The sequence below is a fragment of the Lysinibacillus sp. A4 genome (genome assembly GCF_024919535.1).
Taxonomy (GTDB): Bacteria; Bacillota; Bacilli; order Bacillales_A; family Planococcaceae; genus Lysinibacillus; species Lysinibacillus capsici.
This window is the reverse complement of record NZ_JANWTB010000009.1, coordinates 151222-176468: the sequence shown is the minus strand read 5'-3', so window position 1 is coordinate 176468 and position 25247 is coordinate 151222. Positions and strand designations below refer to the sequence as shown.

The window sequence follows — 25247 nt, the reverse complement described above, 5'->3', positions numbered from 1 at the left end:
ATTCATTTTTATAATTACTATCGTTATCAGAAACGATTAAGCGGTTTAAGTCCGTTAGAATTCAGGACTCAAGCCGCTTAATACATTTTTTATTATTTCAACTGTCTACTTGACGGGGTGCAGTTCACTTTGGGGGCGAGGGCGGTTTATTTTTTTAGTAATAGCAAATGACAATGCAATTACAGAAACGATAAGTGTTGAAAAACGTATAGCCATCATCATTGCTTTGCCCTTACCAACAGCTTACACCCCGCGATTCTACAATACTAGTGACCGAACGATTAATACATATGTAAAATGAAGAGGGAAAGCAATAGCCAGTATATAATCATAAAAAAAGCTTATCAATCTTATATGACCAATAAGCATGAGATGAATTAAGATAGATAAGTTTGTTTTTAAAGTTAATTCCCGATTCAACTGAGAGCCATTTAGTCAACGACCTCAAATTGCATCGTTTCAAAATTTAGCTCCATTGGAATGTAATGCGATACGATCATCATTAATGGGAATGCCAGCGTCACTGTATACGCATATACGTGTATGAATTGTAGCGGATCAACCTGTGCATATGTTACCATCACCCAATGAGCGAGCACATACGGAACATAGAAAACGATAAAAAAGTAAGCTAGGCATCTGGAGGTTTGTTGCATACTCGAATAAAAGCCTGATGCAATATATAATAACATGTCTCTTGTTTCTTCTTTCATAATACAATCGCCTCTATAATATTTAATGTTTCTTCTATTGTATTATAAAAATAGTGTACTGCGATATTCTCTAATACACCATAAGACATGTTTTTAATTGTTTAGAAATTAACTTTATTATAGTATAAATAGCAGCATACACCCTTCGTATTTATCCATGTATTAGATCTCCCCTACCCATTTTGAGCAAAAAAAAGAGATGCAAAATATGCATCTACTCTATTTTTCGCCAATCAATAATCTCAATAATTGCATTTGAAAACTGATTGTACAAGATTAACCAATTGCCAGCGATATTTAGTTGAATCATTATTTCACCGTTAATATTTTCTCGAAATACAAGAACAATAATAGAGAGTTCATTATTTTCGTAACGCTTAAATACCCCAGCTTTCACCATGTAGTCATTAAAATGGCATTCTACATATTGTTTTTCATCTAGCTGAGCGTCAAGTAGCATTCGTATCGTCTGAGCCACATGCTTGTACAGCTTATGTGTATTGAATTCGTCTTGTAGTGCTACTGCTAAATCGTGCTTAATTTGTTGTGCTAGCAAAGAATCGCTCCTTTCATAACGTGTTCGTATTATCATTCTACATGCTTTGAATCGCGATATTAAATTGGTATGTGAATAAACTAGATTGTCGAATATATTAAACGTTCTCCACAAGACAAATAGGAAAAGAGTGTTTTTAATCTATTTTATTTTACCTGGGGTACTGACAACTAAACGGAAAAATTGTACGTATAGTTACAGCCGACCAACACTAGAAAATATAAAATACAGAAAATAAAGTAGAGCAAACGTTCGTTTTATGGTATGTTAAAAGTGCTTCAAAAGCGATTAGCGAGAAAAGTAAACCACTATTCAACTTGGAGGGAGAGGGCGGTTTACCTTTTTAGTGAAAGTGATTACGGATGATAGAACATCCGTAGTTTTTTATGCTTAATTTAAATCGAAGGCATGAGAGTTGCGGTTACTCCATGCAAAAGGCACTCACCGATTTGATTTTTAGAGAGTCTTACAAGGAGTTCTGTCAGATTTATGAGGATTTACATCGTTAAACAAATCAAAGTACCCAAACGTGCTTTGGGCACTTTGATTTGTAAGTAAATATTATCCTTTATTTCGAAGCTTACTAATTGAGCTATTTTCGTTCAAGCAGAGCAATCGCCTTATCAATTTTCTTAATCGTGTTATCATATCCAAAATTAGTTACTTTTGTGTGAGGCTGTGTAGATTTTCTCTTTATAGTACGTTTCAAGCCCATGTTTGTCCCTCCCTCCTGTATAGCTTTTTCATTAAAATTCTCCTTTAAGACAAGGTTGATTCAATTTTAACATTAAATAACTCTCTGAGATGCTGCGAAAAATCATTTTAAAGAAGACCGTTCGATCCACTTGTTTTGTATGGTGATAATATATAAATAGAATCTCAAAGAAAAGTTACCAAACGACGCTTTGGGAATGTTCAAAGAGTTAACTATCTGATAACCTCCACATTCAGTTCTAGTATTATCAAATTATTAATTAAAAAAGTGAGCGTAACGAAACCCACTTATATTAGATTGAGAGGACGTTAATTCACATCCCCTCATCAGTTTAAAATCTTTACAGTTTTAATTTGACACAAAAAAACTTATATGGTAGTATTTTATAAAATTAATCCATAACTTGGAAAAGTAGATAAGCTTACCCGCTTATGAAAATAATCCTCTATCAGTTATGAAGAACGTTTATTTAATTATCTATTTCGTTTTCGTAGATATTATTAAATCCGTAATCTTCTTATGAGGAGAGTTACGGATTTTTTTATTTGAAAATGAAGGAGGAATTAATATGACACCACAAGTAAAAGAAAGTCTTAGAAATCGAGAATTAAATCAATTTGCTGCTACTATTGCAACAATTGGTGGTACAGGGAACGGAAAAAGTTTATTTACGGCCTTATTTTCTGATGAAAGGGCTGATGAACTTTTTCAATTAATAATTGGTACTACTAATACAACTTTAAGAAATAGAAAATTAATTTACAGTAACGCTGAGTGGTTGAAAGACTCTGTAGTTGTAGCAATTAAACCTAATGAGGAATTCATAGATAAAGATTTTTATAATAATAAAATCATTATCGAGTCTGTTTCAGATGTAATTGTTAATCTAGGTGCAAATTTTAAGGCTACGGAATCGGAATTCTATAATAAATTTAAAGAATCTATTAACTTAATTTTTAATTCTAACGACAATACAAAAGCTGTCTTAAAACTTTTATCTAAAAGTACTATTAATGAAATTATTGATAAAATTGTTTCGAAATTTCAAGAAATAAAATTCTTTCAAAATCATAGTTTTGAAATTTACAATAGTGCTAAAAATGAACTTGAACTTAAAGATTCTAAAATTCGATCAAATCTTTTAAAGAACAACGTTTTTAATAATGTTTCTATAAAATTCAATGAAATTCAAATTCCAAATTACTATGAAATTTTAGACAAAATAAACGAATATTTAGAGTCATTATTTTTTGAATTTTTCGATAAAAATAATATTTCAAAAGATGGTTTTTACTTTAACACAATAGATTTAGATAAACTTGAAGACTCTAGCTTCTTTATCGAACATTTCTTCACAGATAATAATGTAGCAGAAGGGAATCAATTATCTATTGAGGTTTTGGCGTCAGAAATTCTTATTTATTCACCATTAAATGACTATGTTAGTGAGATTATCAGTGACCTAGATAAGAATGAACGATTACTTAACAAAAATGGTGATATAACTGTATGCTTGCTCGACTCAAGAGGATTATTCCATGATATAGATAGTGATCAAACTCAATACTTCCAAAATCTCTTGTATGACCAAAAATTCGACCTGTCTGTACTGTTGGCCCCTTTAGAATCTGATACTAACACTTATAAATTACGTGAAGTTTATAAGCAAGGTTTGAAAAATTACAAAAAAAATATTCCTATTGTTTTACTACAAAACAAGGTTGATTTATTCATTGAACAATTAAATAAACCTTCATTGAATAAAGGTAGATTTTCACAGCCTTCAGTTAAAAAACAGTTATCTAAAGATCAGATAATTTTGGCAGTAGATGAAAAATCAGAAAGCTTACGATTAGATATATTAGAGAATGCTAAAATTAAGTCAGATATTCTATATACAATTCCTTGTGCGTTAGTGAATGACTTACCTGATGAACTTTGGGAAGATTATAATGCAGGTAATGCAATTAAAAACATATTTAAATTACTAATTAATTCATTAGAGTTAAGAAGTAATTATAGTAGGTTTGAATTCAATATTGATGGAGACTTAGATATATATTGGGAATTTAATGAACATAAATCAAATAATGTATTCTCATTACAGTTAGAAAATCCAGTTGTTGTAGAAAACGTATTTTTAAAAGTACTTGCTAATATTGCAAAAGAAATGGGGAAAGTTATCCACGGAAAGAGTTATGAAGCGTTGGTGTTACGTTTAAAAGAAGGCTATGGTTACAGTTCAAATATAAAAGATGAAAGTTACTACGCATATAGTAGTGGGATTAAAAATATATATGTTGAATTTCCAGGGCTTTTTAAAAATATATTAACAGATGAACTTTTAGATTTTCTTATTAGTTCGGAATATATCTCATTCAAAGGTGGAAAATTCTCTGAAGAAGATAATGCCGAAATTCTAAAGCTTATCAAACAACGCTACTTATATTATTCAAAAAATAAATTTACTGCTGTACTCCTTTATGACAAAGCATTACAACAAGCAAGAGCCAATAAATTTGGTTACAGCCAAATTTACAATGAATTCCTTAAAAATACACAATTAAGAGTTGAATTACCTTTATTATTTAAAGATGAATATATTGAAGCCTTTAATAAATCTTTAAATGATGCTATAAAATTCGTCACAGATATGTATGTACGTTATATTTAGAATCGTTTGCTGAAAAAAGATTTATAAATCATACAACTTCATACAAAATAACGTTCTCAAATCTCAATTTGGGAACACGTTGAAAGCGATAAATACTGATTTAACAGTAATTATCGCTTTTTTTATGGATATTACTAAGTTAATAAGTTAGTCTTTTTTTATGAATGTAAAAAAAAACTTGATTATTTCACATTAAAGAGTTAGTATTTAATTAAGTTAAATGAAAGGGATGATGATTTATGTTATGGATGGTTAGAGCTTTTCCAGATCAAACAGACCGTATGACAGAGTTCTTAGAGGATAATATTATTGCTGTACATTGGGGCATTGGAGATTTAACAGGATGTTCAACTAAAAAAGATGTTGAAAATGTAGTAGCCCAGGCAAATTTAATGCCTAGAGATGCAAGTTTAAAAGTAGGATTATTAGATCGCTTTGTTAATCAAATGAAAATAGGTGATTATTGCATCGTTCCATACAATGATGTATTTTACACAGGTATTATAAAAAGTGATTATTATTTCGATCCGAATTCTCAAAAGTTCGAGCATCAACGTAAAGTAGAATGGCTATTTGACGGAGAACCATTTAATCGTAATGAGCTTCCTGAAGCAATCCAAGTATCTATAAAATCGCAATTAGGGTTAATAGATATGGCTAAACATAGATCAATATTTATTAAATATTTAAATCAAAAGCAAGGTATCGGGATAAATGATTTGTCGGATGAATTTAATGAAATTTCTTTAATCGAAGATGAATTAAATTCATTAGTAATTGATGCAATGAAAATAATTAAAGATGAAATAAATAGCGATGATCCAGATAGACGATTAAAGGCAGCCATCGCTGTAATGGAATTAAACAATAAATAGCACGAAAATCAATCTATACAAAAAAACGTTCCCAAATCAAAGTTTGGGGATACAAAGGAACACTTAAAATGTTGTTACATCAATGTTTTAAGTGTTTTTTAATATTCCAATCAAATACACCTTTTTATGCAGGATCGTTTGAACTTAGATACAATAAAGCTTTCAATGCTATTCGAAAGAAATTACACCGGAACATATTTTGAATAAAATCTTGCATATACAGCCGATTCCTTAACGTTAAAAGTCATCATTTATGGCTGCGTTTAATAAATCTTTATTCCAAGTCAACAAGAGAAGTGTATAGGTTGCATTATATTCTTCTGCCGATAAATCAAATGCTTTCTCACTATGTATTTTTGGTACTGTGATGCATACTCCTTCCAACTAAACACCCTTTTTAGAATTTATGCGTGCAAGATCTAATTACAGAAATATACAATTCCTATTACTTAAGATAATATTTTTGTCTGTTAGAACTCTAAATTACATAACGAACAATTCTCCATAATCCCCTCTCTTCGAATCCTAAGTTTTCAATTAAACAACATTGCTACCTAATTCAAATGTTCAGAAGTAAACAATTTTAATTATCTAAATTCTAAATTCTGTCCGACTTAAAAAGCTGATAAATAGCTGATTTGATGTGTCCCACACTTTTTTTGTTATTATCTTATCTGCAAATTTATAGAGTAGGATATTAACACTTTAGCAACCTTCATTGCTTAATAACACTTACTATCTATTACGGAGGAACAAACAAATGGAAAACTTAACTACACAAAACCTTGAAAAGCACATTGTAACAGAGCTTGAATTTACTCTTGATAATAACTTTGAACAAATCTTTGAAAAATGCTTATTGATTAGAGGTGTAACGATAGTTAACTTTGTCGAAGCGAGCGATTCCTAAAAACGAAAGTTAATCACTTTTTAACCAATATACAAGAATAAAAAAATAATAGAAAACACAAAAGGAGATCATTTTAATGACAACAATGAACAAAGCTGTTAAAGGTACAAAAAATCAAATTGAAAAATTATTCTATACACCAGATGAATCGGACGAGTTCATTCAAAAGTTGAAAGCTACAGATGATATTTCAAAAATCGCAATTTTTCTAGTGTTTGTAAATTTAGGTTTACGCAAAGGGGAACTTCTTGCACTGCAATGGCAAGACATTGATTTTCAAAACAAAAAAATCCGTATTCATCAAGCAGTTGGTACGGACGAATGGAATAAGCCTAATATTAAAAGTAAGAAGAACTCGTATGAAAGAACGCTTGATATTGATGAAGAAACTTTGCAAGCATTATTTAAATGGCAGGAACTACAAGCAGAGCAATTAAAGTTGCAAAATCTTGAGCATCAAGGCGAAAAGCAGCTTATCTTCACAAACAGTAAAAATACCTTTTACAATAACTACAAATTAATCACTTGGTTAAAAAAGTTCCAAACTCAACACGGACTAAAACTTGTTCCAGTTCACGGTTTACGTCACACTTGTGCTGCTCGCATGTATTACCAAACAAAAGATGTTGAATTTATCCAACACCTCTTAGGTCACACAAATATAAAAACAACAATAGATTTGTATATTCATTGCATCCCTGAATTAGGCAATATATTAGTAAAGTCATTTAATCAAACTGTATAAATGATTGTTAATTGAATCTCAATCCGTGCTAAAGTACATTTAATTGTATTTTGGCACTTGTTCTTTCTCTATTTTTACAGGGTTTCACAATAAGTAATGGAATACTTTATTTGATTGCCATTGAGCACTCAATAATTTTGATGGAATGTGCTAATAATGTTTTGCAAATAACTAACCAGAGTACTTATTTTTAGTAATCGGATAGTGGTAAATTTCAATATCTGAATCAATGAAGCCTCTTCGCCTTGCCCCCTGCAATGTTTGATACATATTCTCTCTACCAACTGGGTTATCCGTATGAAGATATATTTTATTTGCCCGTAACCCTTTTTCACAAATATATTTAACTAAGTCATAACCTGTTGGCAATAAATTACCTTTTAGATCCTCTCCTAAATCATGGTCAAGAGAAAGGATATCTACTTCGTGATTTTCAAGTAAGTGAATTGCTTCTTGAAACGTTCTTGCCACGACAAAACCACTCGGACAATCTCTTAAATCATCAACATAAAGATTTATCTTTTGTGTACCCAAAATCATCACACCCTTAATGCATCGTTTGTTTCAATTGTGTAGTGTAATAAAAGATTTTGCAAACATTCAACCACTAATTACGAATAGCCTTTTTGCTACCACCATTATTTCTCCCTTAAAGGCTCCCAAAATAAAGGAAGTTTATTCATTGGGAAACCATTTTTTATAAGCTATACTTACAATATAGTTAATCGCAGCATTAACTGTACCCTAGTTTCCCTGTATGGTTCTAGGAGGCATATTAATGAAAGACCCTATTAAATCATATACAAAAAAAGATGGCAAGACCTACTACATGTTTAAGCTTTATTTAGGAATAGATAGCCTAACAGGCAAACAAATTCACGTTACTAGACGCGGCTTTCAAACAAAAAAAGAGGCTAGTCTCACTTTAGCTCAATTAAGAGTCGAAGTTAGTAAAGGGGAATATAAGAAGCCTATAACTGAAACATACGAGGATCTATATAATGTCTGGATTCAGCACTACGAAAGAACGGTTGAAGAAAGTACCTTTGTCAAAACAATAGGAATTTTCAGGAATCATATTCTACCTGCATTAGGTCACTACCGAATTGAGAAATTGAGTATAGCAATCTGCCAAGGCTTCGTTGATGACTGTTCCTTGAAACTAAAAAGATTTCGAATGGTTAAAACTTACGCTTCTAAAGTAATTGATTTTGCTATTAAGCGTGAGTACATCAGTTCTAATCCATTCAAGCTAGTGGATCTTCCAAAAATCAAAACCTCTGCTGTATTAGATACCGAGGTCAACTATTATTCAAAAGAGCAGCTAATTAACTTTCTTCAATGCTTAAAGCAATATGGTAACGCTCAAATAACCGCATTTTACTACCTGCTTGCTTTTTCAGGTATTCGTAAAGGAGAGGCTCTTGCATTAACCTGGGCAGATATAAATTTCGATACAAAGGAACTGCTCATTACAAAAGCTCTTTCAAGAGGTAAAAAAAACAAGCTTTATATCAAATCAACGAAAACCGATACGATACGCCAGCTTTTAATCGATGATGAAACATGTCACATCTTATCTGAATGGAAGCAACTTCAACTACAAAAGTTTCCAAAAGTTAGTGACAAAAATCAGTTAATGTTTGCTAACGAACAAAATAAGTTCTTGCAGCAAACAATTCCTAGAAGATGGCTTATGAAAATTATCGATAAATACAACTTACCTTACACACATGTCCATTCTTTTCGACATGTGCACTGCTCTTTGCTTTTCGAAGCGGGTGCAAGTGTCAAAGAAGTACAAGAACGATTAGGTCACACAGATGTGCAAACAACGCTCAACATTTATACGCACCTATCAAAGCGTGCAAAAAACGAAACAATTAATAAATTTGTTACGTACTTGAACTCATAAATTTGACCCAAAAGTGACCAGATTTTTGACCAGTTTTCGATAAAAAGCCCAGAAAACTCAGTACAACTAAAAAGAAAAAACCCTTGATATACAAGGGTTTTGACCACTCTAGACAACTCTAGAAAATATATGTATGGAGACGGCGGGAGTCGAACCCGCGTCCAGAAACTCCAATACTTCAGCTTCTACGCGTGTAGTTTGCCTATTTACGATTCACGTAACATTATGCCGACAAACAGGCGTCCTGTACGCTAACCTGGAAATCTCTTGCCGATGACTCAGGTGGCACCATCGACCGTATCCCACTAAAGTTGGGCCCCACGTTCTCTACATGGGCGATAGAGAGGCAGAGCGCTTACGAGCTTACGCTGCGAAAGCTAAGTTTTGTTGTTTGCCAGTTATTATATAACTGTCGTTGATGACGGAGCCGAGCCCTCCGACGCGCGACCAAAGCTTGAACCATCCCTGTCGAATCCGTAACGTCCCCGGATATAATCCGGTTATAAACCGTTCGGACAACGCTGCACAAGGCAGGTTGTAAATGAACATCGTATGAGTAGATGCTCACTGGCATGTGTTACTATTATAAAATAAATAGCTTAAAACATCAAGTAGAGACACTTTATAAGTTGGATCAGCGTTCTTATAGAAGCCTTGGAAAAGTTGAGCATCTCTACTTTTCTAACATTCTAGTTTATCGCGATTTTTTTTCCTTTGAAGAAGTCTTTCCTCTAAATTGCTTGTGCCGATTATAACGCCTGAAATAATAATTAAACTGCCGATAAATTGCTGCAGTGTAATGATTTCATGTAAAAATAAGGCCGCTCCAATGAGTGCGAATATGGTATTGAAATTCACAAAAATTGCGGATTCCGCTGCACCAATGTGTTTTATACATAAGTTATATAGTGTATGTCCGATCGAAGTGGCTAAAATAGCAGACATGAAAAATACGAGCCATATGAAAGGGCTGAAGGATACAAAAGCCCCGTAGCTTCGAAGGCTTGTAGCGAATGTGAAAATTAATAAGAGTGATGAGCCTATGAGAAGCATCCAGCCTGTCATCAGCATGGGAGAGATGACTTCCGTGGCACGGCGAATTGCAATAAAGCTAAAGGCCTGCAAAAAGAATGACATAAAGACGAGAAAATCACCTAGCTGTAAATTCGTTAGCTCGGTAATGTCGTCCACCACTGCGAATAGCACGCCAACTCCACCAAGTGCAAAGCCAATTAATTTAGATTTTGTCATAACCGTGTCTTTAAATAATACGGCAATAAGTGCCGTGAAAAGTGGACTTAAGCCACTAATAATGGCTGTTTTCATGGCTGTTGTTTGAACGATGCCATATGCTAAAAAGACATGGTGACAAATGACGCCGAAAAAACAACCAATGAATATGTACTTAAATGGCATTCCTTTTACATAAAGCGGCTGCTTCGTTAGCTTTAAAATAATAAAAATCGTAATAGCTGCAAGAAAAATACGCGCCGTTTGTATCGTTAATGGATCGCCATTGGAAACAATTACTTTTAGCCATGTAACATTCATGCCCCAAAGAAACATAACGAAAACTAAAATGGAATAAACCTTTGCATTTGCCAAGTCATCACCTCCTGTTTTATTCGATCGCAAGATAAGTAGCCTCTCTATGTTCAATGGGACATCAGGCTAACACCTGCAGCAGGACCCAAATTGAAATTCCCCTCAATAAAGTAGCATTTATAATAAGTCTAGTAGACTATTCATAAGAAAGTAGGCCGCCAGGAAAGACATCGCCTTCCAAACAGCCTACCATACTTCATCCCCATCCTTAAGCAGTTCTCACCTTTTGATACATGTATGTTCCATCTTTCATTTCATCTAGCTGTACGAGGTCACCGATTTGGACACTTTCTTGAATACGCACTGTTAGCTTGGCTGTTGAATCATTTAGCTGTACTAGTGCCACAGTATACGGTGCCAAATGGGCATATTCTGCTGGTGCAATATGAATGACCGTAAAGCTGTACACGGTTCCCTCATCTGGGACTTCTCGTTCGTTTTTAATTTCTTGGCGGCAGGTGCTGCAATACACTTTTTTCGTTACTGACTCTACACCACAGCATTCATAAACCTTCATCTGCTACACCCTTTCTAATATGTGGACTACCGAATAAGAACCAGTGCCACCTAAATTTTGTGCAAGTGCTAATCGCGGTCGTTTTTCTAGCTGGTTTGGTGCGTGTCCGCGTAATTGTAGTACTAATTGGTAAAACTGCGCCACACCTGTTGCGCCAATAGGATGTCCTCTTGATAAAAGCCCTCCGCTTGTATTGACAGGCTTTTCTCCGTTCACGCGCGTTTTTCCTTGCTCAATAGCTAGCCAGCCTTCTAATTTCGGGAAAAAACCAAGCTCTTCAATGGCCAACATTTCTGTCATGGAGAAGCAATCGTGAATTTCCACAACATCAATATCCTCAGGACCAACCCCTGCTTTTTCATAGGCTTGCTGACCTGAAATGCGAATCGCTGGTAATGATAGTAAATCAATGGCATCCTGCATCATTGTCGGTCCTGACGCCTGTGCAGATGCTACTATTTTAATATCCGATGGCTTACGAGATAACACAACTGCTGCTGCTCCATCTGTAATCGGTGAACAATCGAATAAGCCAAGTGGATCGGTAATCATGCGTGCGTTCATTATTTCTTCGAGTGTTGCTGGTTTTTGGAATTGGGCTAATGGATTTTGCAATGCATTTTCACGGTTTTTCAACGCTAATTTTGCTAAATGGGATTTATTTGCACCTGTCTCATGGAAATAGCGGTTTGCGACTACACCAAAAAATCCTGGGAAGGTTAGACCCGCATAACGTTCGTTAGTCGTCTGATCCATTGCAGAGTTAATAAATTGCGTGACAGTGGCGGTTGGGGCATGCTTCATTTTTTCTACACCAACAACTAAAACGCTTTCATATTCGCCACTTAATATACCTAAAATACCTTGTCGTAATGCAATACCACCTGATGCACAGGCACCCTCTAATTTGGCTGTGGGGATGGGGCCGAGCCCTAGGTCATTTGCTACGATTGCACCTAGAATTTCTTGATTGGCTAAGCTACCTCCCATATAGTTACCAACAAAAACCGCATCGATTTTTAAGTCTCTTGCCTCATCTAGCGCCTCTCGACTAGCAGTGAGCATTAAATCCTTCAATGAAGCATTTTCATTGTTACCGAACTTCGTCATGCTTACACTATGAACATATACCGTCATTGTGTCACCTCCATATGCTGTTTTACTAGCTCACGTTTTAAAATCTTCCCATAGGAGCTTTTTGGTAGGGCTTCTACTACGAAAATTTCTTTTGGCTTTTTAAAGCTCGCTAAATGTTGCTGACAAAGCTCGATTAAAGCATCCTTCTCAATTTCTCCACGGCCGTTTGGCACGACATAGGCGACAATGGATTCACCCCATTTGTCATCTGGAATACCAATTACACATGTTTCCTTGACGAATTCATGCTTGTTCAACACTTCCTCTACTTCTCGCGGATAGATATTTACACCACCTGAAATAATGACCTCCTTTTTGCGGTCCACGATCGATAGGTAGCCATGCTCATCTAGCTTGCCTAAATCGCCTGTATGAAGCCAGCCATCACGCAATGTTTCGGCAGTCGCCTTTTCGTTATTCCAATAGCCTTGCATAATAAGCGGGCCCTTTGCCGTAATTTCGCCTATTTCTCCTACTGGACATTCATTGCCCTCAGCATCCACGATTTTCACATCAACAAATGGTCCAATTCTACCACATGAATCAAGGCGAGATGGTAAATCCTCGCGTGGCATCATAGAAATGCACATCGGTCCCTCTACTTGACCATAGGTTTCTACAAATTTTGTTCCTACTTTGTCTAGTGCCTCTTGCAACTTAGCGGCAGCGATCGGTGAGCCTGCCATATTAATCGACTTAATGGTACGAAGCTTCTGCGGGTTGAACTGATCGTGCTGAATCATAAGGTTGACCATCGTTGGGACTAGGAAAATGATTGAAATACGGTCCTGCTCTAATAAATGAACAAATTGCTCTGGCTCAAATTTATCGTAAATAACTTGTGTTAAGCCATAGAGCCATGCCACATGACTTAAAAAGTTTGCCCCGTGTGTCAGTGGTGCGACGTGACCGAGCATATCCGTATAGTCAACTTCACACGCTATTGCTAAGGATAGGGCTCCACTAACCATATTGCGATGTGATAGCATAACGCCCTTCGGATTACCTGTCGTTCCTGAAGTATACATAATGGCCATCGTATCATTTTCTTCCACTTCATTTTCATGGGACTGTCCTTTAAACTGTTTCACGACTAGCTCATACGGTTCTCCACAATAAAGAATTGGAAAGTCAATTTGTAGCGGATCAATTAATGATTTTTCACCAATCATCAGACTGATACCTGAATCCTTCACCTGATACTCATGTTCTTTCGGATGCAAGCGGTAATTAAGTGGGACTTTAATAAGACCATATAAAGAAACAGCTACATCAAGCTCTATATGCTCTAATCGATTTGACATTAAAATACCTACGCGCTCTCCTTTTTGTAAGTTAAGGCTTTTAAAATAAGCTGTTAGTGCATAGGCACGTTCCATCAAATCGGCATAGGAAATCGCACGATCTTTGAATTTAACTGCTATTTTATCTGGATACGCTCGAGCCGATTTCAGTGCTAATTGGCCAATTGTACTCATTTATCTTCCCCCTATTCATCAAAATGAAAAATTAGAACCCCAAATTGTTGATCCTTCCGTCTTTTCGGTATCGCCTCTCTTAATGGATAGAGGATGAATTCGACTGTGATAGCGATTTCATTTTCTCCTTCAAGAAAATGTCCACCAGTAAAATGTTGATCACAATCGACAAAAGATCCATGGAAATGAATATCTAAATCATTCGTCTCCATATCTATCCCAATAAACCCTAAACCAGAAATAAGTTCGACCGGAGAGGTAGTTTGCCGTTTTGGTGAATAAACAATGGTCCCTTGCTTTTCACCTCTTTGAACTTGGACATAGGTAGCCTGCTTTAGGGATCCCATGCATTGAAATTGCCCTCCCTTTACCCCAAAGTGATTGCAAACCTCTTTCATCCCAGTAAATAAATCCGTTCCTGCTTTCAATCTTCCGATAATTCTATCCGTAGGTCGGTCATACAAAGCTTGCCAACGAGAATTATCCAATACTAATCCCTCCATCTACCTTTAACACCTGAGCAGTTGCATAGCTAGCCTCCCTCGATGCAAAGTATAAGACAGCACTTGCAATATCATCAGGTGTGCCGATACGCTTAATAACCTGCTGATCTAAATTGTATGGAACCCCTGTTGTAATACCTGTTAAGGTTGCGCCTGGTGCCACGGAGTTACAAGTAATATTAAGTGGGCCAAGCTCTTTTGCTACCCATTTCGTAAGGGCAATTACCCCTCCTTTTGAGGCAGCATAAGCTGGACCTGATCGACCTGTACCATCTTCACCAGATGTAACACCACCGTTTAAACCTGAAACTGAGCTAATATTAATAATCCGACCATATTGAGCATCCTTCATATGTGGGTACACACATGCCTGGGTAAACATAAATGTTGCTTTTAAGTTCGTATCAAGATCACGCGACCATTCCTCAAAAGTCATTGTTTCAATATTTTTGCGACTACATGTCCCAGCATTGTTCACCAAAATATGAATCTCTCCATACTTTTCAACTGTGCGATTGACTGTTGCTTTCACAAACTCTGCATCACGAATATCTCCTAAGCATTCTAAATAGCTATCATGTGCTAGTTTTTCAATTGTCTTCTCACATGAATTTAAGTCAACTAAAACAACATGTACCCCTTGCTTTGAAAGCTGGACCGCAACTGCTTGTCCAATCCCACTTGCTGCTCCTGTAACAATCGCTACATCATCTTTTAATGTCATCATAGTTTTCCCCTTTGCTATTTAATATTTAATAAATCTGGTAAAAATGTTGATAGAGAAGGTATATAGGTTACAAGTAATAAAACGATAACCGAAGCAACAATAAACGGGACCACCCCTTTGGAAATTTGAATGATATTAGCCTTTGACATACTTGCTGCAACATATAAATTCAAGCCAACAGGTGGTGTAAATAAGCCGATTGCTAAGTTAATTGTCATAAACACGCCAAATACAGCTGGGTCTACATCGAGCATTAACATAATTGGAAGCAATATCGGGACGAATATATAAAACGCAGAAATGGCATCAATAAATGCACCCGCAATTAATAAAATAATATTTACGAGTAGTAAAATAATGATTTTATTCTCTGTTAAACCTAAAACCGTATTTGAAATAGTAGAGGCGATTTGCTCTGTTGTGACAATATAGGCAAAGACAGAGGCGGCACTTACGATAATCATTACAACAGCTGTTTGTAACGCCGACTCAATAAAAATACGATACATCATTTTTATGTAGCCTTTTCGATGAATGAACAGTCCGACAATTAGTCCATATACAACCGCAATAACTGCCGCTTCTGTTGGTGTGAAAAACCCTCCATAGATACCACCTAAGATAATGACAGGAATCATTAATCCTGGTAGTGCCTTTATAAATGCATCCCAACGTTCTTTTCCTGTACTTTTTTGCTTAGTTGCTTCCACAGAGTCATTAAAAATACCCTTTTGAATATCACGTTTGCGGACATACATCCCAGCAATAAATAAACCGATACCTACTAAAATACCTGGTATAACCCCTGCCATAAAAAGACGGTTAATTGTAATTGGGATTTGATCTCCTGCTACTACTGCAAAAATAATGAAGGCAATCGATGGGGGAATAATAATACCTATCGCACCCGCACTCGCCACTAATCCACCAGCAGTTTCTTTACGGTAGCCGTTTTTCACCATTGCTGGAATGAGAATACCTCCAATTGCAGCAACTGTGGCTGGACCAGACCCTGAAATAGCAGCGAAGAAAATCGCTACTAATACCGTTACAAGTACAATCCCACCTTTACGATGTCCTACTAATGTTTGTGCAAAGTCGATTAAACGCTTAGAAATTCCGATATGGTCCATAATGACACCAGCTAAAATAAAGAATGGAATCGCTAATAGCGTAAACTTTGCCACGCTCGTATACATAATATCTGTTAGTGCCTCAAAACCAGATAGTCCTTGTGATGTAAATAGGACTACCATTGAGGCTACCGCTAAGGAAGCAGCGATTGGTACCCTTAAAAATACGAGCAATATAAAGGTGCCAAAAAGTAATAATGCTATCATACGAGCTCATCCCCTTTCGCTCCATTCCCTTCATTACTCACTGCTTTATACTCTTCAACCATTGCTTGAACTGTACGAATTAAGCACAGTAATGCACCTAGTGGTAATGCCGAAGATAAAATCCACTGCGGCATCCCTAAGGCTGGTGTTGTTTGATTAATCTGCATTTGGAACAATACCATATCAATGCCGTAATAAAGTAATACTGCAAACAATACACCACTCGCTACTGATGAAATAATAACAATCGCCTTTTTTGTCAGCTTGTTCCCTTTATCGAACAATAAGGTAAAACCAAGGTGTGCGTATCTCCGCACACCTAATGCTGTACCAACAAATGTAAGCAATACTAACAAATTAACTGTGATTTCTTCTGTAAAAGAAAGGGATAAGTTGACTAAATTACGAGAAACAATGTTTACAAATGTTATAAATGTAATCGCTGCAAATGTAACGCTTAATATAATCTCTTCAAAGTAGTCTAAGAATTTCATATGTTTCCCCCTTATGGCGTAAACGCTTTCAGTAAATCTTCTCCCCAAATATCTGTGTATTTATCATAAATAGGCTGAACAGCTTTTTTAAACGCTTCCAATTCTGCATCTGTTGGGGTATAAACATTCATTCCTTTAGCTTTCAAATCTTCAATTTGTGACGCTTCTTTTTCACGTGCAATTTTCACTTGATATGCAGCTGCCTCTTTACCCAGGCGATCAAATAATTCACGGTCTGCATCACTTAAAGAATCATAGAGCTTTTTATTCATACCTAACACTAATGGATCATATGAATAGTTCCACAATGTTAAGTAATCCTGAACTTCGTCAAGCTTTGACGAAGCAATAACATCAATAGGATTTTCTTGCCCATCAATCGTTCCTTGCTGCAATGCTGTAAACACTTCTGAGAATGTCATTGTTGCAGGATCTGTTCCTAATGAACGGTATAAATCTGTGTACATGGTAATACCAGGTATACGAATCTTTAATCCATTTAAATCTTCTGGTAGCTTAATTTCACGCTTACTATTCGTTATTTGACGGAAACCATTTTCTCCATAGCCTAAAGCTTGTACACCCTTTTCAGCTAAAAGTTCTTTAAGCTTTTCTCCCCCTTCTCCATTAAACACTTTATCTACCTCTGAATGATCCTTAAGTAAAAAAGGTGCACTTGTCACACCAAAACGTTGATCTAAAATCGAATAAATAATCGTAGAGTTAAATGTTAAATCGATTGAACCCTTTGCTAAGCCTTCAACAGCCTTACCCGAATCTCCCCCAGATAATTGTTCATTCGTAAATACTTCAATTTTAATGCGACCATCTGTTTCTTTATCCATATCATCTGCCAGTTTTTTTGCTGCCTCATACCATGTTGATGAATCTGATACTGTGACAGACATTTTTAATTTATATGACTTTTCTTTATCATCAGCATCCCCGCTACTGCTACCACCACAGGCAGCTAGTATTGCTGATACAATCAAGAGCATAGCCAAGAGAAGATTTCTCCCTTTTAAAAATTTCCTCATAAAATATATCCCCCTACTCTTTTTATATTAGATTCTATAATTATTTTATAATTCCGAAAAATCTAAATATATATTCCTAGGGGATAAAAAGTTACATGATAATTGAGTGATTTTTGTCTCTAATAAATAAAAAACATACAAATAACAGCATTTTAAGTATTTCATTAAACGCTTTTTCTTTTTCGAAACAGCAAAATAGCAATCATTAATTCCAATTTATTTTCATTATTATTAATATCGATCTTTAAAAGCTTTTCTATTTTTTTCAAGCGATATTTTAATGTATTTTTATGAATATGAAGGGCATCAGCAATTTCCTGTAAGCCCCCTTTACTTTTTAGCCACATTTCTAGATTGTATATTAGTTCTTCTTCCTCTATTAAAGAGCCAATTGTTCTGCCGATGAAATGGCCAACCTTTTGTTCATCAAGGTCGGACAATAGTAACTCTAATTTCAAATCCTCTTCAAATACTATTTGTCTATTTTCTATAGCAACCGTTAACGCTATATTTGCTTCATTATAGGATTCATTTAGCTCAAAGAAGGAGTGTGAGTTGCCGACACCTATAAATATATCTTCATCATAAAGCTTGATAAGTTTGCGGTTAAATGAATGAAGTGTTTGCTCTAAATGAATACGCGTTATGTTTGGGACAAGCAGTACTAACTTATCAAAGCTCCATTGAAAAATATGTAATTGAGGATGGATTATTTGAATTGCACGCAAATAATCCACCCCCTTCTCATCGATTCTCCTATTCAATTGAATTATAATAATTCGATTGTAGAGCTCTGTATCAATATTTAACATTTCTGCTCGTTGCTCTAGCAACAATTGATTTACCTGACCATTTAATAAATCTAGCAGGAAGAGCTCAAACATTTTAGTCTCTCGTTCTTTTTTACGGTGCATTAAAAAATCTTCCACAAAAAACTGTGTAATTTTCTGAACAAGCTTCCCGTATTTTTCTATTTCCACAGGTTGTCCAGTAACACCAATTACTCCGATTGATGTATCTTCAATAACTAATGGCATGACAAGACCCTCCCGCACACCCTTCAATTGAACCGACAGTTCCTTCGTCATATGCATGACTTCTTTGTTTTTCATGGCTATTAAAGCACCCTCATGAAATTGATTCATCCTCGACATGTCTGTGCTGGCAATAATAAATCCATTATGATCGATTACAACAACATTTTGATCAATTAACTCACCAAGCTCTCTTACAATTTTTGTGCCAATTATTTGCAAATCAAACATTGTGCCACCCCCCATAAAGATTAATATACTGATTATGCCGAAAATTTAGTATATTTTAGCTATTTTACTACAGTTTTCTATGCTCTTGTAGATAAAATCAACAATATGTGCGGCTTGCATGCTTGCTTCTAGATTTTCTTTATGGATACCAGATTGAATTTGCAGCAAGCAACCAGGATTGGCTGTGACAATCACTGTAGGCTGTAGCGCCTTAATCGTAGCCATTTTTGTAGTTAAAATATTATCTGCTGATGCAGGCTGCAATAAATTATATATTCCTGCTGAACCACAACATGTATTGGCATTTGGCAGCTCTTTAAAGTGCACATTCGGTAGGGCCTGTAAAATCATTCTTGGCTCATTGAAGATTTTATTAACATTGCGTAAATGGCAGGAGTCCTGATAGGTTACAAGAGTCTTGTTTACTTGTTGTGGCAAGGTTGCTAAATAATCCAGTAGCCCAGCTTTGACAAGCAGACTTGAAATATCAATTGTCTTCGTTGAAAATCGAACTGCTTTTTCACGATAGCGTTCATCACTCTGTAAGTGCTTTTCATATTCCTTTAAGAAAGCACCACAACCACCTGCGTTATTAACAATATAGGTATAATCATCTGAATCAAATAGCTCTACATTACGAATTAAGTTTTGCTTACCACGCTTTAGCTCCCCACTATGCCCATGGAGAGCCCCGCAGCAACTTTGATTATCTGGAATAACGACATCAACACCAAGCATTTGTAGCAAGGACACCGTTTTTTCATTTGTTTCCTTATAAAGTGTATCCATTAGACAGCCTGTAAAAAAGGCCACCTTCATCGAAGCTGTTTTTACCTTCTTTAGTGGCTGTACCTTTTTAGCTACGGGTGGTAAAGATGCCTCCATTGTTTTTAAATGCTTTGGGAATAAATTTAAAAAGCCAATTTTCCGTACAGCTTTTTGTAGACCTGTTTTTTGATAAAGATGCACTAGACTAACTGCATGCTCCATATTTTTTTGCTTGACGAAAAGATGATTGAAAACAATTTTTCTTGTTGTTTTTTCTACGAAGGAAGATTGCTTCACTTCTTGTACGGCTTCACGGGTTTGCTCGATTAAAGCACCATACTGTACACCAGCTGGACATGCCGGCTCACATGCGCGACATCCTAAACATAAATCGAATGATTGTTCTACAGATGCATCGAAAGGTACAATCCCGTCACGTACTGCCTTCATTAAGGCAATGCGTCCACGTGGTGATTGTGCCTCATCCTGCTCCATGTGAAGATAGGTCGGACAGCTTGGCAAACAGAAGCCACATCTCATACAGTCGAGCAATAGATTTTCATCGACATGTGTCTGGAAGGATTGCTGCATTTGCTGTTGTACGTTAGTTACCACCATGTACCACCACTCTTTTCTTCGTTTCTTTAGCAAAGACTTTGCCAGGATTCATAATATGGTTAGGATCGAAAGTTTGCTTAATGTTTTTCATTACATTGATACCAATAGGACCAATTTTCCATTCTAAATAAGGTGCTTTCATTTCACCTACACCGTGCTCCCCTGTAATCGTGCCACCTAGCGACAGTGCTGCCTCAAAAATTTCCGAAAATGCCGCTTCCACACGGTGCATCTCCACTTCATCTCGCAAGTCTGTTAAACATGTAGGATGCAAATTTCCATCCCCTGCATGACCAAATGTGGCAATATTGACATTGTACTTTTCGGATATATCATTAATTCTCATCACCATTTTGGCCAGCTCTGATCGTGGTACTGTGGCATCCTCTAAAATAACTGTCGGTTTTAATTTTGCTAATGCTGATAAAGCGACACGTCTTGCTGTTTTAATTTGCTCCGCTTCCTGTGCATCTTTTGCAATTTGCGTAAAGAGAGCTCCATTTTCTTCAGCGATTCGTACCATTTCTTTGACATCTTGTTCTACTTGATGCATTTCACCATCCTGCTCAAGTAATAGCATTGCTTCTACATCTGTTGAGAGTCCAATTTTCATATATTGCTCGACGGCGCTAATTGTTTTTTTATCAAGAAATTCTAGCGTTACGGGAATGATTTTATTGGCAATAATACTAGAGACTGTTCTTGCTGCATCCTCTAAGGATTCAAAGTATGCGATGCTCGTCATTTTATATTGGGGCAACGGAATAAGCTTTAAAGTAATCGCTGTTACGACACCCAATGTTCCCTCTGCTCCAACAAATAATGATGTGAGGTCATAGCCCGCTACGTCCTTTGCTAGTTTGCCACCTGTTTCTAAAATATCCCCGTTTGGTAAAACAACTTGTAGACCTTTGACATAATCCTTTGTTACACCATATTTTAAGCCACGCAAGCCACCTGAGTTTTCACTAACATTGCCACCAATCGTAGAAATTCTCATGGAGCTTGGATCAGGAGGGTAAAATAAACCATGTGCTTCGACGAATGTACAAAGATTCTCAGATATAATGCCAGGCTGGACTGTAATCGTTAAATTTTCCTTATCGAAATTTAAAATTTGATCCATTCTATTAAATAAAATCACTACGCCCCCATCGTAAGGCACCGTTCCTGCTGCAAGATTTGTTCCAGAGCCTCGCGGAATAATTGAAATTCTATATTCATTACATACTTTAATTACCTCAGCAATTTCCTCTGCATTCCCTGGTGAAATGACAAGATCAGGTAAGCGCTGAAAATTTGCCGTTGCATCATAGGAATATGCTAAAAGCTGTGCAGTTGAGTTTTTAATGTATTTTTCACCAACAATATGCGTAATTTTTTCGATAACTGTTTTATTCATAAGACTCACCTCGAAATGAGATATTTATTACTACAATTTTAATTGTTAGAATTTTCTAAACATATGTCTTGTAAGATAAAAAAGTGTAATAAATTTTAATTTTTTTTGTGTTATAAGACCAAAAAAATAGAAGTTATCGGACAAATTCCAATCAACTTCAAAATTTATACTATTCTTCCATAAAATATAAAAGGCTGATGAGAAAGTGGCACTTGCCTGCTTTCTCATCAGCCTTTTTAACGCTGGCGTTCCTTGAAGGCACGTTCCATCTCGCGTTTGGCTTCTTTTTTGCGCATGTCGCTACGCTTATCGTAATCTTTTTTCCCTTTACCAATGCCGATAAGGAGCTTGGCATAGCCATCCTTGATGTACATTTTCAATGGAACGATTGTGTAGCCGTCACGTTTTACGGCATCGACTAGCTCGCCGATTTGCTTTTTGTGGAGCAGCAGCTTTCGGGTGCGTAGTGGATCGTGATTGAAACGGTTGCCTTGTTCAAAGGCGCTAACGTGCATATTGTTGATCCATGCCTCACCATTGCGGACGCGGACAAAGGAGTCTTTCAGTTGGACTTTACCTGCACGGATGGATTTGATTTCTGTACCTGTTAGGACCATGCCTGCTTCGATTGTTTCTTCGATGAAGTAGTCGTGGCCTGCTTTTTTGTTTTGTGCTAATACTTTACCAGAACCTTTTGCCATATCTTTCACCCTCTACTTAAAAGGTTGAGCTTAAGCGAAAGCACCCTTTCAATGAATACTTTCACTTAGGCTTATTTACGTTTTGTTTTTTTCTTTTTGCCTTTTTTGGCAATGCCCTCATAGAACTTTTGCTTTTGCTTCACGCGTTTTTTAGGACCTGGGCTTGAGTCATCTTTGCGGCGTCCACGTGGATCACGGTCACTTTCGCGTCGTTCACCTTGCTTTGATGAGCTACGAGTTCCACGGTCATCCTCTTGACGACCGCCTCTACGATTGCCACCACGTCCGCCTTTTTCCTCATCACTGCGTGTGCTTCGGCGACTGCGTCCACCTTTGTTATCGCTGTAATTTTTACGTGCATGAATAACAGTTGGTGCTGCTTTGCGTGTTCGTCCATATGAAGTTACCATTCCAACGATTTCAAAGTCAATGGATGACTCCTCAATAATGACATTTGCTACACGAACTGTCACTTCATCCCCAATACGGAATTGGCGATTCGTTCGTTCCCCGATCATAATCATTTGACGATCATCGAAGCGGTAGTAATCATCAGTCATATTGCTAATATGGACAAGTCCTTCGATGGTGTTTGGTAGCTCCACGAAAATACCGAAGTTTGTAATGGATGAAACAATCCCTTCGAATTCTTCGCCAATTTTGTCGGACATATATTGTGCTTTTTTCAGTGCGTCTGTATCACGTTCTGCATCAACAGCACGACGTTCACGCTCAGACGTGTGGTCAGCAATTTCATCCATCGCCATACTCCACTGTGCAATGGTTTCTCTCGATGTATCCTTGTTAATTAAATACGTACGAATTAAACGGTGTACAACTAAGTCAGGATAACGACGAATTGGTGATGTGAAGTGTGTATAGAAATCCGTTGATAAGCCAAAGTGTCCAAGACTTTCAGGGTAGTACTTCGCCTGCTGCATTGAACGTAGGAGCATCGTAGAGATAACAGGCTCCTCTGGCATCCCTTCAATAGCCTTCAAAACATCCTGTAATGCCTTAGGATGAACGGTATTACCAGTACCTTTAATTAAAATACCGAAGTTCGTGACAAATTCAAAGAAGCGTTGAAGCTTTTCAGGCTTTGGATCTTCGTGAATACGGTATAGAAACGGTACATTCATCCAGTGGAAGTGCTCTGCCACTGTTTCATTGGCAGCTAGCATGAAATCTTCAATTAATTTCTCCGCTACTGTTCGTTCACGTAATTCAATATCCACTGGCCATCCTTCTTCGTTTACGATCACCTTAGATTCTTTGAAGTCAAAGTCAATAGCTCCTCGCATTTCGCGTTTACGGCGTAAAATACCAGACAGCTCAGCCATGTTTTTAAACATTGGAACAAGTGGCTCATAGCGTTCAATTAATGCCTCATCCTGCTCCTCTAAAATCTTGTAAACGTCCTTATATGTCATACGTTCAGTCGTTTTAATGACGCTTTGGAAAATTTCATGTGCAACCACATTACCATTCGCATCAATAATCATTTCACAGGAGAGTGTTAAACGGTCAACCTGTGGATTTAATGAACAAATGCCGTTTGATAAACGATGTGGAATCATTGGAATGACACGGTCTGTTAAATAAACACTTGTCGCACGATCATAAGCTTCAATGTCAATGACCGAGCCTTGCGTTACATAATAACTTACGTCTGCAATATGTACGCCAAGTTTATACGTTCCATCTACATTTTTCGTTACGGTTACGGCATCATCTAAATCCTTTGCATCTGCACCATCAATTGTCACAATCGTTTCATGACGTAAATCACGACGCCCTACTAAATCGGCCTCGGTAATTTCATCTGGCACACGCTGTGCCGCAGCAATGACTTCATCTGGGAATTCAGGTGGAATGTCATGCTTATACAAAATGGATAAAATATCCACACCTGGATCATTTTTATGCCCTAAAATTTTTGTAATATAGCCTGTAGCAGATTTTAAATCCTCTGGCCATGTTGCTACCTCAACAACAACTTTATGTCCATCGACAGCTCCTAATGTATCTCCTTTGGCAATAAAGATATCCATTGGTAGCTTTTTATCGTCTAGAACAACAAAGCCGAAGCCACGGTTAGCTTGGAATGTGCCGACAAAGCTTGTTTGACCACGCTCGACAACCTTTGTTACCGTACCCTCACGTCGATCACCAAATGATTCCTTTAAAACACGAATCAGAACGATGTCTCCGTTAATGGCACCGTTAATTTCATGCGGCGGAATGAACACATCATCCATGCCCTCGACATCAGGTGTCACGAAGCCAAAGCCCTTCGCATGTCCGATAAATTTACCTCTTAGTAAATTCATACGCTCTGGTAGGCCATAGCGATTGGAGCGAGAGCGTACAACTAAGCCTTGCCCCTCCATGCGGACAAGTGTTTTCACAAGCTCCTTGAACTCCTCCGCATCCTCAAAGCCGAATTCATCCTCGATTTCACCGACGGTTAGTGGTTTATAATCATCTTTGCTGAAAAAATCGAGTAAACGACTTTGTAGTGTATCCTTTTGATCTTTCATACATATTCC

At 36.7% G+C, this 25247-nt stretch carries 24 protein-coding genes and 1 other RNA gene; 5 read left to right on the top strand and 20 right to left on the bottom strand.

The window, feature by feature from the left end:
* Nucleotides 1-431 precede the first annotated feature (431 nt).
* The 3 genes from NY607_RS18300 to NY607_RS18290 form a co-directional block, all read right to left on the bottom strand.
* Nucleotides 432-713, bottom strand: coding sequence for a hypothetical protein (locus tag NY607_RS18300; protein WP_259420108.1), 282 nt, complete (start codon nt 711-713; stop codon nt 432-434).
* A gap of 214 nt (nt 714-927) precedes the next feature.
* Nucleotides 928-1269, bottom strand: a complete 342-nt coding sequence (locus tag NY607_RS18295; RefSeq protein WP_259420107.1) for a hypothetical protein — start codon at nt 1267-1269, stop codon at nt 928-930.
* Between the two features lie 592 nt (nt 1270-1861).
* Nucleotides 1862-1984 (bottom strand): hypothetical protein, encoded by a 123-nt coding sequence (locus tag NY607_RS18290; RefSeq protein WP_259420106.1) that lies wholly within the window; start codon nt 1982-1984, stop codon nt 1862-1864.
* A 568-nt stretch (nt 1985-2552) separates the two neighbouring features.
* On the opposite strand from NY607_RS18290, the gene NY607_RS18285 reads away from it, so the two are divergent.
* Together NY607_RS18285 and NY607_RS18280 are read left to right on the top strand one after the other, a co-directional pair.
* The gene (locus NY607_RS18285; RefSeq protein WP_259420105.1) at nt 2553-4658 is read left to right on the top strand and encodes a hypothetical protein; all 2106 of its coding nucleotides are present in this window, start codon (nt 2553-2555) and stop codon (nt 4656-4658) included.
* Nucleotides 4659-4897: 239 nt separating this feature from the next.
* Nucleotides 4898-5533 (top strand): hypothetical protein, encoded by a 636-nt coding sequence (locus NY607_RS18280; protein WP_259420104.1) that lies wholly within the window; start codon nt 4898-4900, stop codon nt 5531-5533.
* Between the two features lie 237 nt (nt 5534-5770).
* Here the strand turns inward: NY607_RS18280 and NY607_RS18275 are convergent, their stop codons facing one another.
* A complete protein-coding gene (locus NY607_RS18275; protein ID WP_259420103.1) occupies nt 5771-5917 on the bottom strand; it encodes a hypothetical protein in 147 nt (48 codons plus the stop codon).
* A 376-nt stretch (nt 5918-6293) separates the two neighbouring features.
* On the opposite strand from NY607_RS18275, the gene NY607_RS18270 reads away from it, so the two are divergent.
* Together NY607_RS18270 and NY607_RS18265 are read left to right on the top strand one after the other, a co-directional pair.
* Nucleotides 6294-6443, top strand: coding sequence for a hypothetical protein (locus NY607_RS18270; protein ID WP_259420102.1), 150 nt, complete (start codon nt 6294-6296; stop codon nt 6441-6443).
* A gap of 76 nt (nt 6444-6519) precedes the next feature.
* Complete coding sequence (locus NY607_RS18265; protein ID WP_259420101.1) at nt 6520-7188, top strand: site-specific integrase; 669 nt, start codon at nt 6520-6522, stop codon at nt 7186-7188.
* 171 nt (nt 7189-7359) lie between these two features.
* Here NY607_RS18265 and NY607_RS18260 read toward each other — a convergent pair whose 3' ends face one another.
* The gene (locus NY607_RS18260) at nt 7360-7728 is read right to left on the bottom strand and encodes a cyclic-phosphate processing receiver domain-containing protein (RefSeq protein WP_259420100.1); all 369 of its coding nucleotides are present in this window, start codon (nt 7726-7728) and stop codon (nt 7360-7362) included.
* A 238-nt stretch (nt 7729-7966) separates the two neighbouring features.
* Between NY607_RS18260 and NY607_RS18255 the strand changes: the two genes are divergently transcribed.
* On the top strand, nt 7967-9103 hold the full coding sequence (locus NY607_RS18255; protein WP_259420099.1) for a site-specific integrase: 1137 nt from the start codon (nt 7967-7969) through the stop codon (nt 9101-9103).
* Nucleotides 9104-9234: 131 nt separating this feature from the next.
* Here NY607_RS18255 and ssrA read toward each other — a convergent pair.
* The 15 genes from ssrA to rnr form a co-directional block, all read right to left on the bottom strand.
* Nucleotides 9235-9590: a transfer-messenger RNA gene (gene ssrA, locus NY607_RS18250) on the bottom strand.
* A 194-nt stretch (nt 9591-9784) separates the two neighbouring features.
* Nucleotides 9785-10708 (bottom strand): DMT family transporter, encoded by a 924-nt coding sequence (locus NY607_RS18245; protein ID WP_131521159.1) that lies wholly within the window; start codon nt 10706-10708, stop codon nt 9785-9787.
* A gap of 208 nt (nt 10709-10916) precedes the next feature.
* Complete coding sequence (locus tag NY607_RS18240) at nt 10917-11225, bottom strand: Zn-ribbon domain-containing OB-fold protein (RefSeq protein WP_237898635.1); 309 nt, start codon at nt 11223-11225, stop codon at nt 10917-10919.
* 3 nt (nt 11226-11228) lie between these two features.
* On the bottom strand, nt 11229-12362 hold the full coding sequence (locus NY607_RS18235; protein ID WP_112116596.1) for a thiolase C-terminal domain-containing protein: 1134 nt from the start codon (nt 12360-12362) through the stop codon (nt 11229-11231).
* Nucleotides 12359-13840 (bottom strand): class I adenylate-forming enzyme family protein, encoded by a 1482-nt coding sequence (locus NY607_RS18230; protein WP_259420098.1) that lies wholly within the window; start codon nt 13838-13840, stop codon nt 12359-12361. The genes NY607_RS18235 and NY607_RS18230 overlap by 4 nt, the downstream gene beginning before the upstream one ends.
* Nucleotides 13841-13851: 11 nt before the next feature.
* Nucleotides 13852-14328, bottom strand: a complete 477-nt coding sequence (locus NY607_RS18225) for a PCC domain-containing protein (protein WP_054549532.1) — start codon at nt 14326-14328, stop codon at nt 13852-13854.
* Nucleotides 14321-15070, bottom strand: a complete 750-nt coding sequence (locus NY607_RS18220) for an SDR family NAD(P)-dependent oxidoreductase (RefSeq protein ID WP_009373217.1) — start codon at nt 15068-15070, stop codon at nt 14321-14323. The genes NY607_RS18225 and NY607_RS18220 overlap by 8 nt, the downstream gene beginning before the upstream one ends.
* A 14-nt stretch (nt 15071-15084) precedes the next feature.
* Entirely contained in the window at nt 15085-16410 is a 1326-nt protein-coding gene (locus NY607_RS18215) for a TRAP transporter large permease (protein ID WP_259420097.1), read from the bottom strand.
* On the bottom strand, nt 16407-16904 hold the full coding sequence (locus NY607_RS18210; protein WP_131521155.1) for a TRAP transporter small permease: 498 nt from the start codon (nt 16902-16904) through the stop codon (nt 16407-16409). The genes NY607_RS18215 and NY607_RS18210 overlap by 4 nt, the downstream gene beginning before the upstream one ends.
* 11 nt (nt 16905-16915) lie before the next feature.
* The gene (locus tag NY607_RS18205; RefSeq protein ID WP_131521154.1) at nt 16916-17941 is read right to left on the bottom strand and encodes a DctP family TRAP transporter solute-binding subunit; all 1026 of its coding nucleotides are present in this window, start codon (nt 17939-17941) and stop codon (nt 16916-16918) included.
* 164 nt (nt 17942-18105) lie between these two features.
* Complete coding sequence (locus tag NY607_RS18200) at nt 18106-19206, bottom strand: CdaR family transcriptional regulator (protein WP_193767376.1); 1101 nt, start codon at nt 19204-19206, stop codon at nt 18106-18108.
* Nucleotides 19207-19251: 45 nt separating this feature from the next.
* A complete protein-coding gene (locus NY607_RS18195; RefSeq protein ID WP_259420096.1) occupies nt 19252-20592 on the bottom strand; it encodes a (Fe-S)-binding protein in 1341 nt (446 codons plus the stop codon).
* On the bottom strand, nt 20579-21994 hold the full coding sequence (locus NY607_RS18190) for an FAD-binding oxidoreductase (protein WP_237898644.1): 1416 nt from the start codon (nt 21992-21994) through the stop codon (nt 20579-20581). The genes NY607_RS18195 and NY607_RS18190 overlap by 14 nt, the downstream gene beginning before the upstream one ends.
* A gap of 236 nt (nt 21995-22230) precedes the next feature.
* Entirely contained in the window at nt 22231-22695 is a 465-nt protein-coding gene (gene smpB, locus NY607_RS18185) for an SsrA-binding protein SmpB (RefSeq protein WP_259420095.1), read from the bottom strand.
* A 71-nt stretch (nt 22696-22766) separates the two neighbouring features.
* Nucleotides 22767-25238 carry a ribonuclease R gene (gene rnr / locus NY607_RS18180; RefSeq protein ID WP_048390899.1) on the bottom strand — a complete coding sequence of 824 codons (2472 nt, stop codon included), beginning with the start codon at nt 25236-25238 and terminating at the stop codon, nt 22767-22769.
* Nucleotides 25239-25247 lie beyond the last annotated feature (9 nt).

Excerpts from the sequence above, each read along its gene's own strand:
- NY607_RS18300 (WP_259420108.1), bottom strand. The coding sequence starts at position 713 with ATGAAAGAAGAAACAAGAGACATGTTATTATATATTGCATCAGGCTTT.
- NY607_RS18290 (WP_259420106.1), bottom strand. The coding sequence starts at position 1,984 with ATGGGCTTGAAACGTACTATAAAGAGAAAATCTACACAGCCTCACACA.
- NY607_RS18285 (WP_259420105.1), top strand. The coding sequence starts at position 2,553 with ATGACACCACAAGTAAAAGAAAGTCTTAGAAATCGAGAATTAAATCAA.
- NY607_RS18280 (WP_259420104.1), top strand. The coding sequence starts at position 4,898 with ATGTTATGGATGGTTAGAGCTTTTCCAGATCAAACAGACCGTATGACA.
- NY607_RS18270 (WP_259420102.1), top strand. The coding sequence starts at position 6,294 with ATGGAAAACTTAACTACACAAAACCTTGAAAAGCACATTGTAACAGAG.
- NY607_RS18265 (WP_259420101.1), top strand. The coding sequence starts at position 6,520 with ATGACAACAATGAACAAAGCTGTTAAAGGTACAAAAAATCAAATTGAA.
- NY607_RS18260 (WP_259420100.1), bottom strand. The coding sequence starts at position 7,728 with ATGATTTTGGGTACACAAAAGATAAATCTTTATGTTGATGATTTAAGA.
- NY607_RS18255 (WP_259420099.1), top strand. The coding sequence starts at position 7,967 with ATGAAAGACCCTATTAAATCATATACAAAAAAAGATGGCAAGACCTAC.
- NY607_RS18240 (WP_237898635.1), bottom strand. The coding sequence starts at position 11,225 with ATGAAGGTTTATGAATGCTGTGGTGTAGAGTCAGTAACGAAAAAAGTG.
- NY607_RS18235 (WP_112116596.1), bottom strand. The coding sequence starts at position 12,362 with ATGACGGTATATGTTCATAGTGTAAGCATGACGAAGTTCGGTAACAAT.
- NY607_RS18230 (WP_259420098.1), bottom strand. The coding sequence starts at position 13,840 with ATGAGTACAATTGGCCAATTAGCACTGAAATCGGCTCGAGCGTATCCA.
- NY607_RS18220 (WP_009373217.1), bottom strand. The coding sequence starts at position 15,070 with ATGATGACATTAAAAGATGATGTAGCGATTGTTACAGGAGCAGCAAGT.
- NY607_RS18215 (WP_259420097.1), bottom strand. The coding sequence starts at position 16,410 with ATGATAGCATTATTACTTTTTGGCACCTTTATATTGCTCGTATTTTTA.
- NY607_RS18210 (WP_131521155.1), bottom strand. The coding sequence starts at position 16,904 with ATGAAATTCTTAGACTACTTTGAAGAGATTATATTAAGCGTTACATTT.
- NY607_RS18205 (WP_131521154.1), bottom strand. The coding sequence starts at position 17,941 with ATGAGGAAATTTTTAAAAGGGAGAAATCTTCTCTTGGCTATGCTCTTG.
- NY607_RS18200 (WP_193767376.1), bottom strand. The coding sequence starts at position 19,206 with ATGTTTGATTTGCAAATAATTGGCACAAAAATTGTAAGAGAGCTTGGT.
- NY607_RS18195 (WP_259420096.1), bottom strand. The coding sequence starts at position 20,592 with ATGGTGGTAACTAACGTACAACAGCAAATGCAGCAATCCTTCCAGACA.
- NY607_RS18190 (WP_237898644.1), bottom strand. The coding sequence starts at position 21,994 with ATGAATAAAACAGTTATCGAAAAAATTACGCATATTGTTGGTGAAAAA.
- smpB (WP_259420095.1), bottom strand. The coding sequence starts at position 22,695 with ATGGCAAAAGGTTCTGGTAAAGTATTAGCACAAAACAAAAAAGCAGGC.
- rnr (WP_048390899.1), bottom strand. The coding sequence starts at position 25,238 with ATGAAAGATCAAAAGGATACACTACAAAGTCGTTTACTCGATTTTTTC.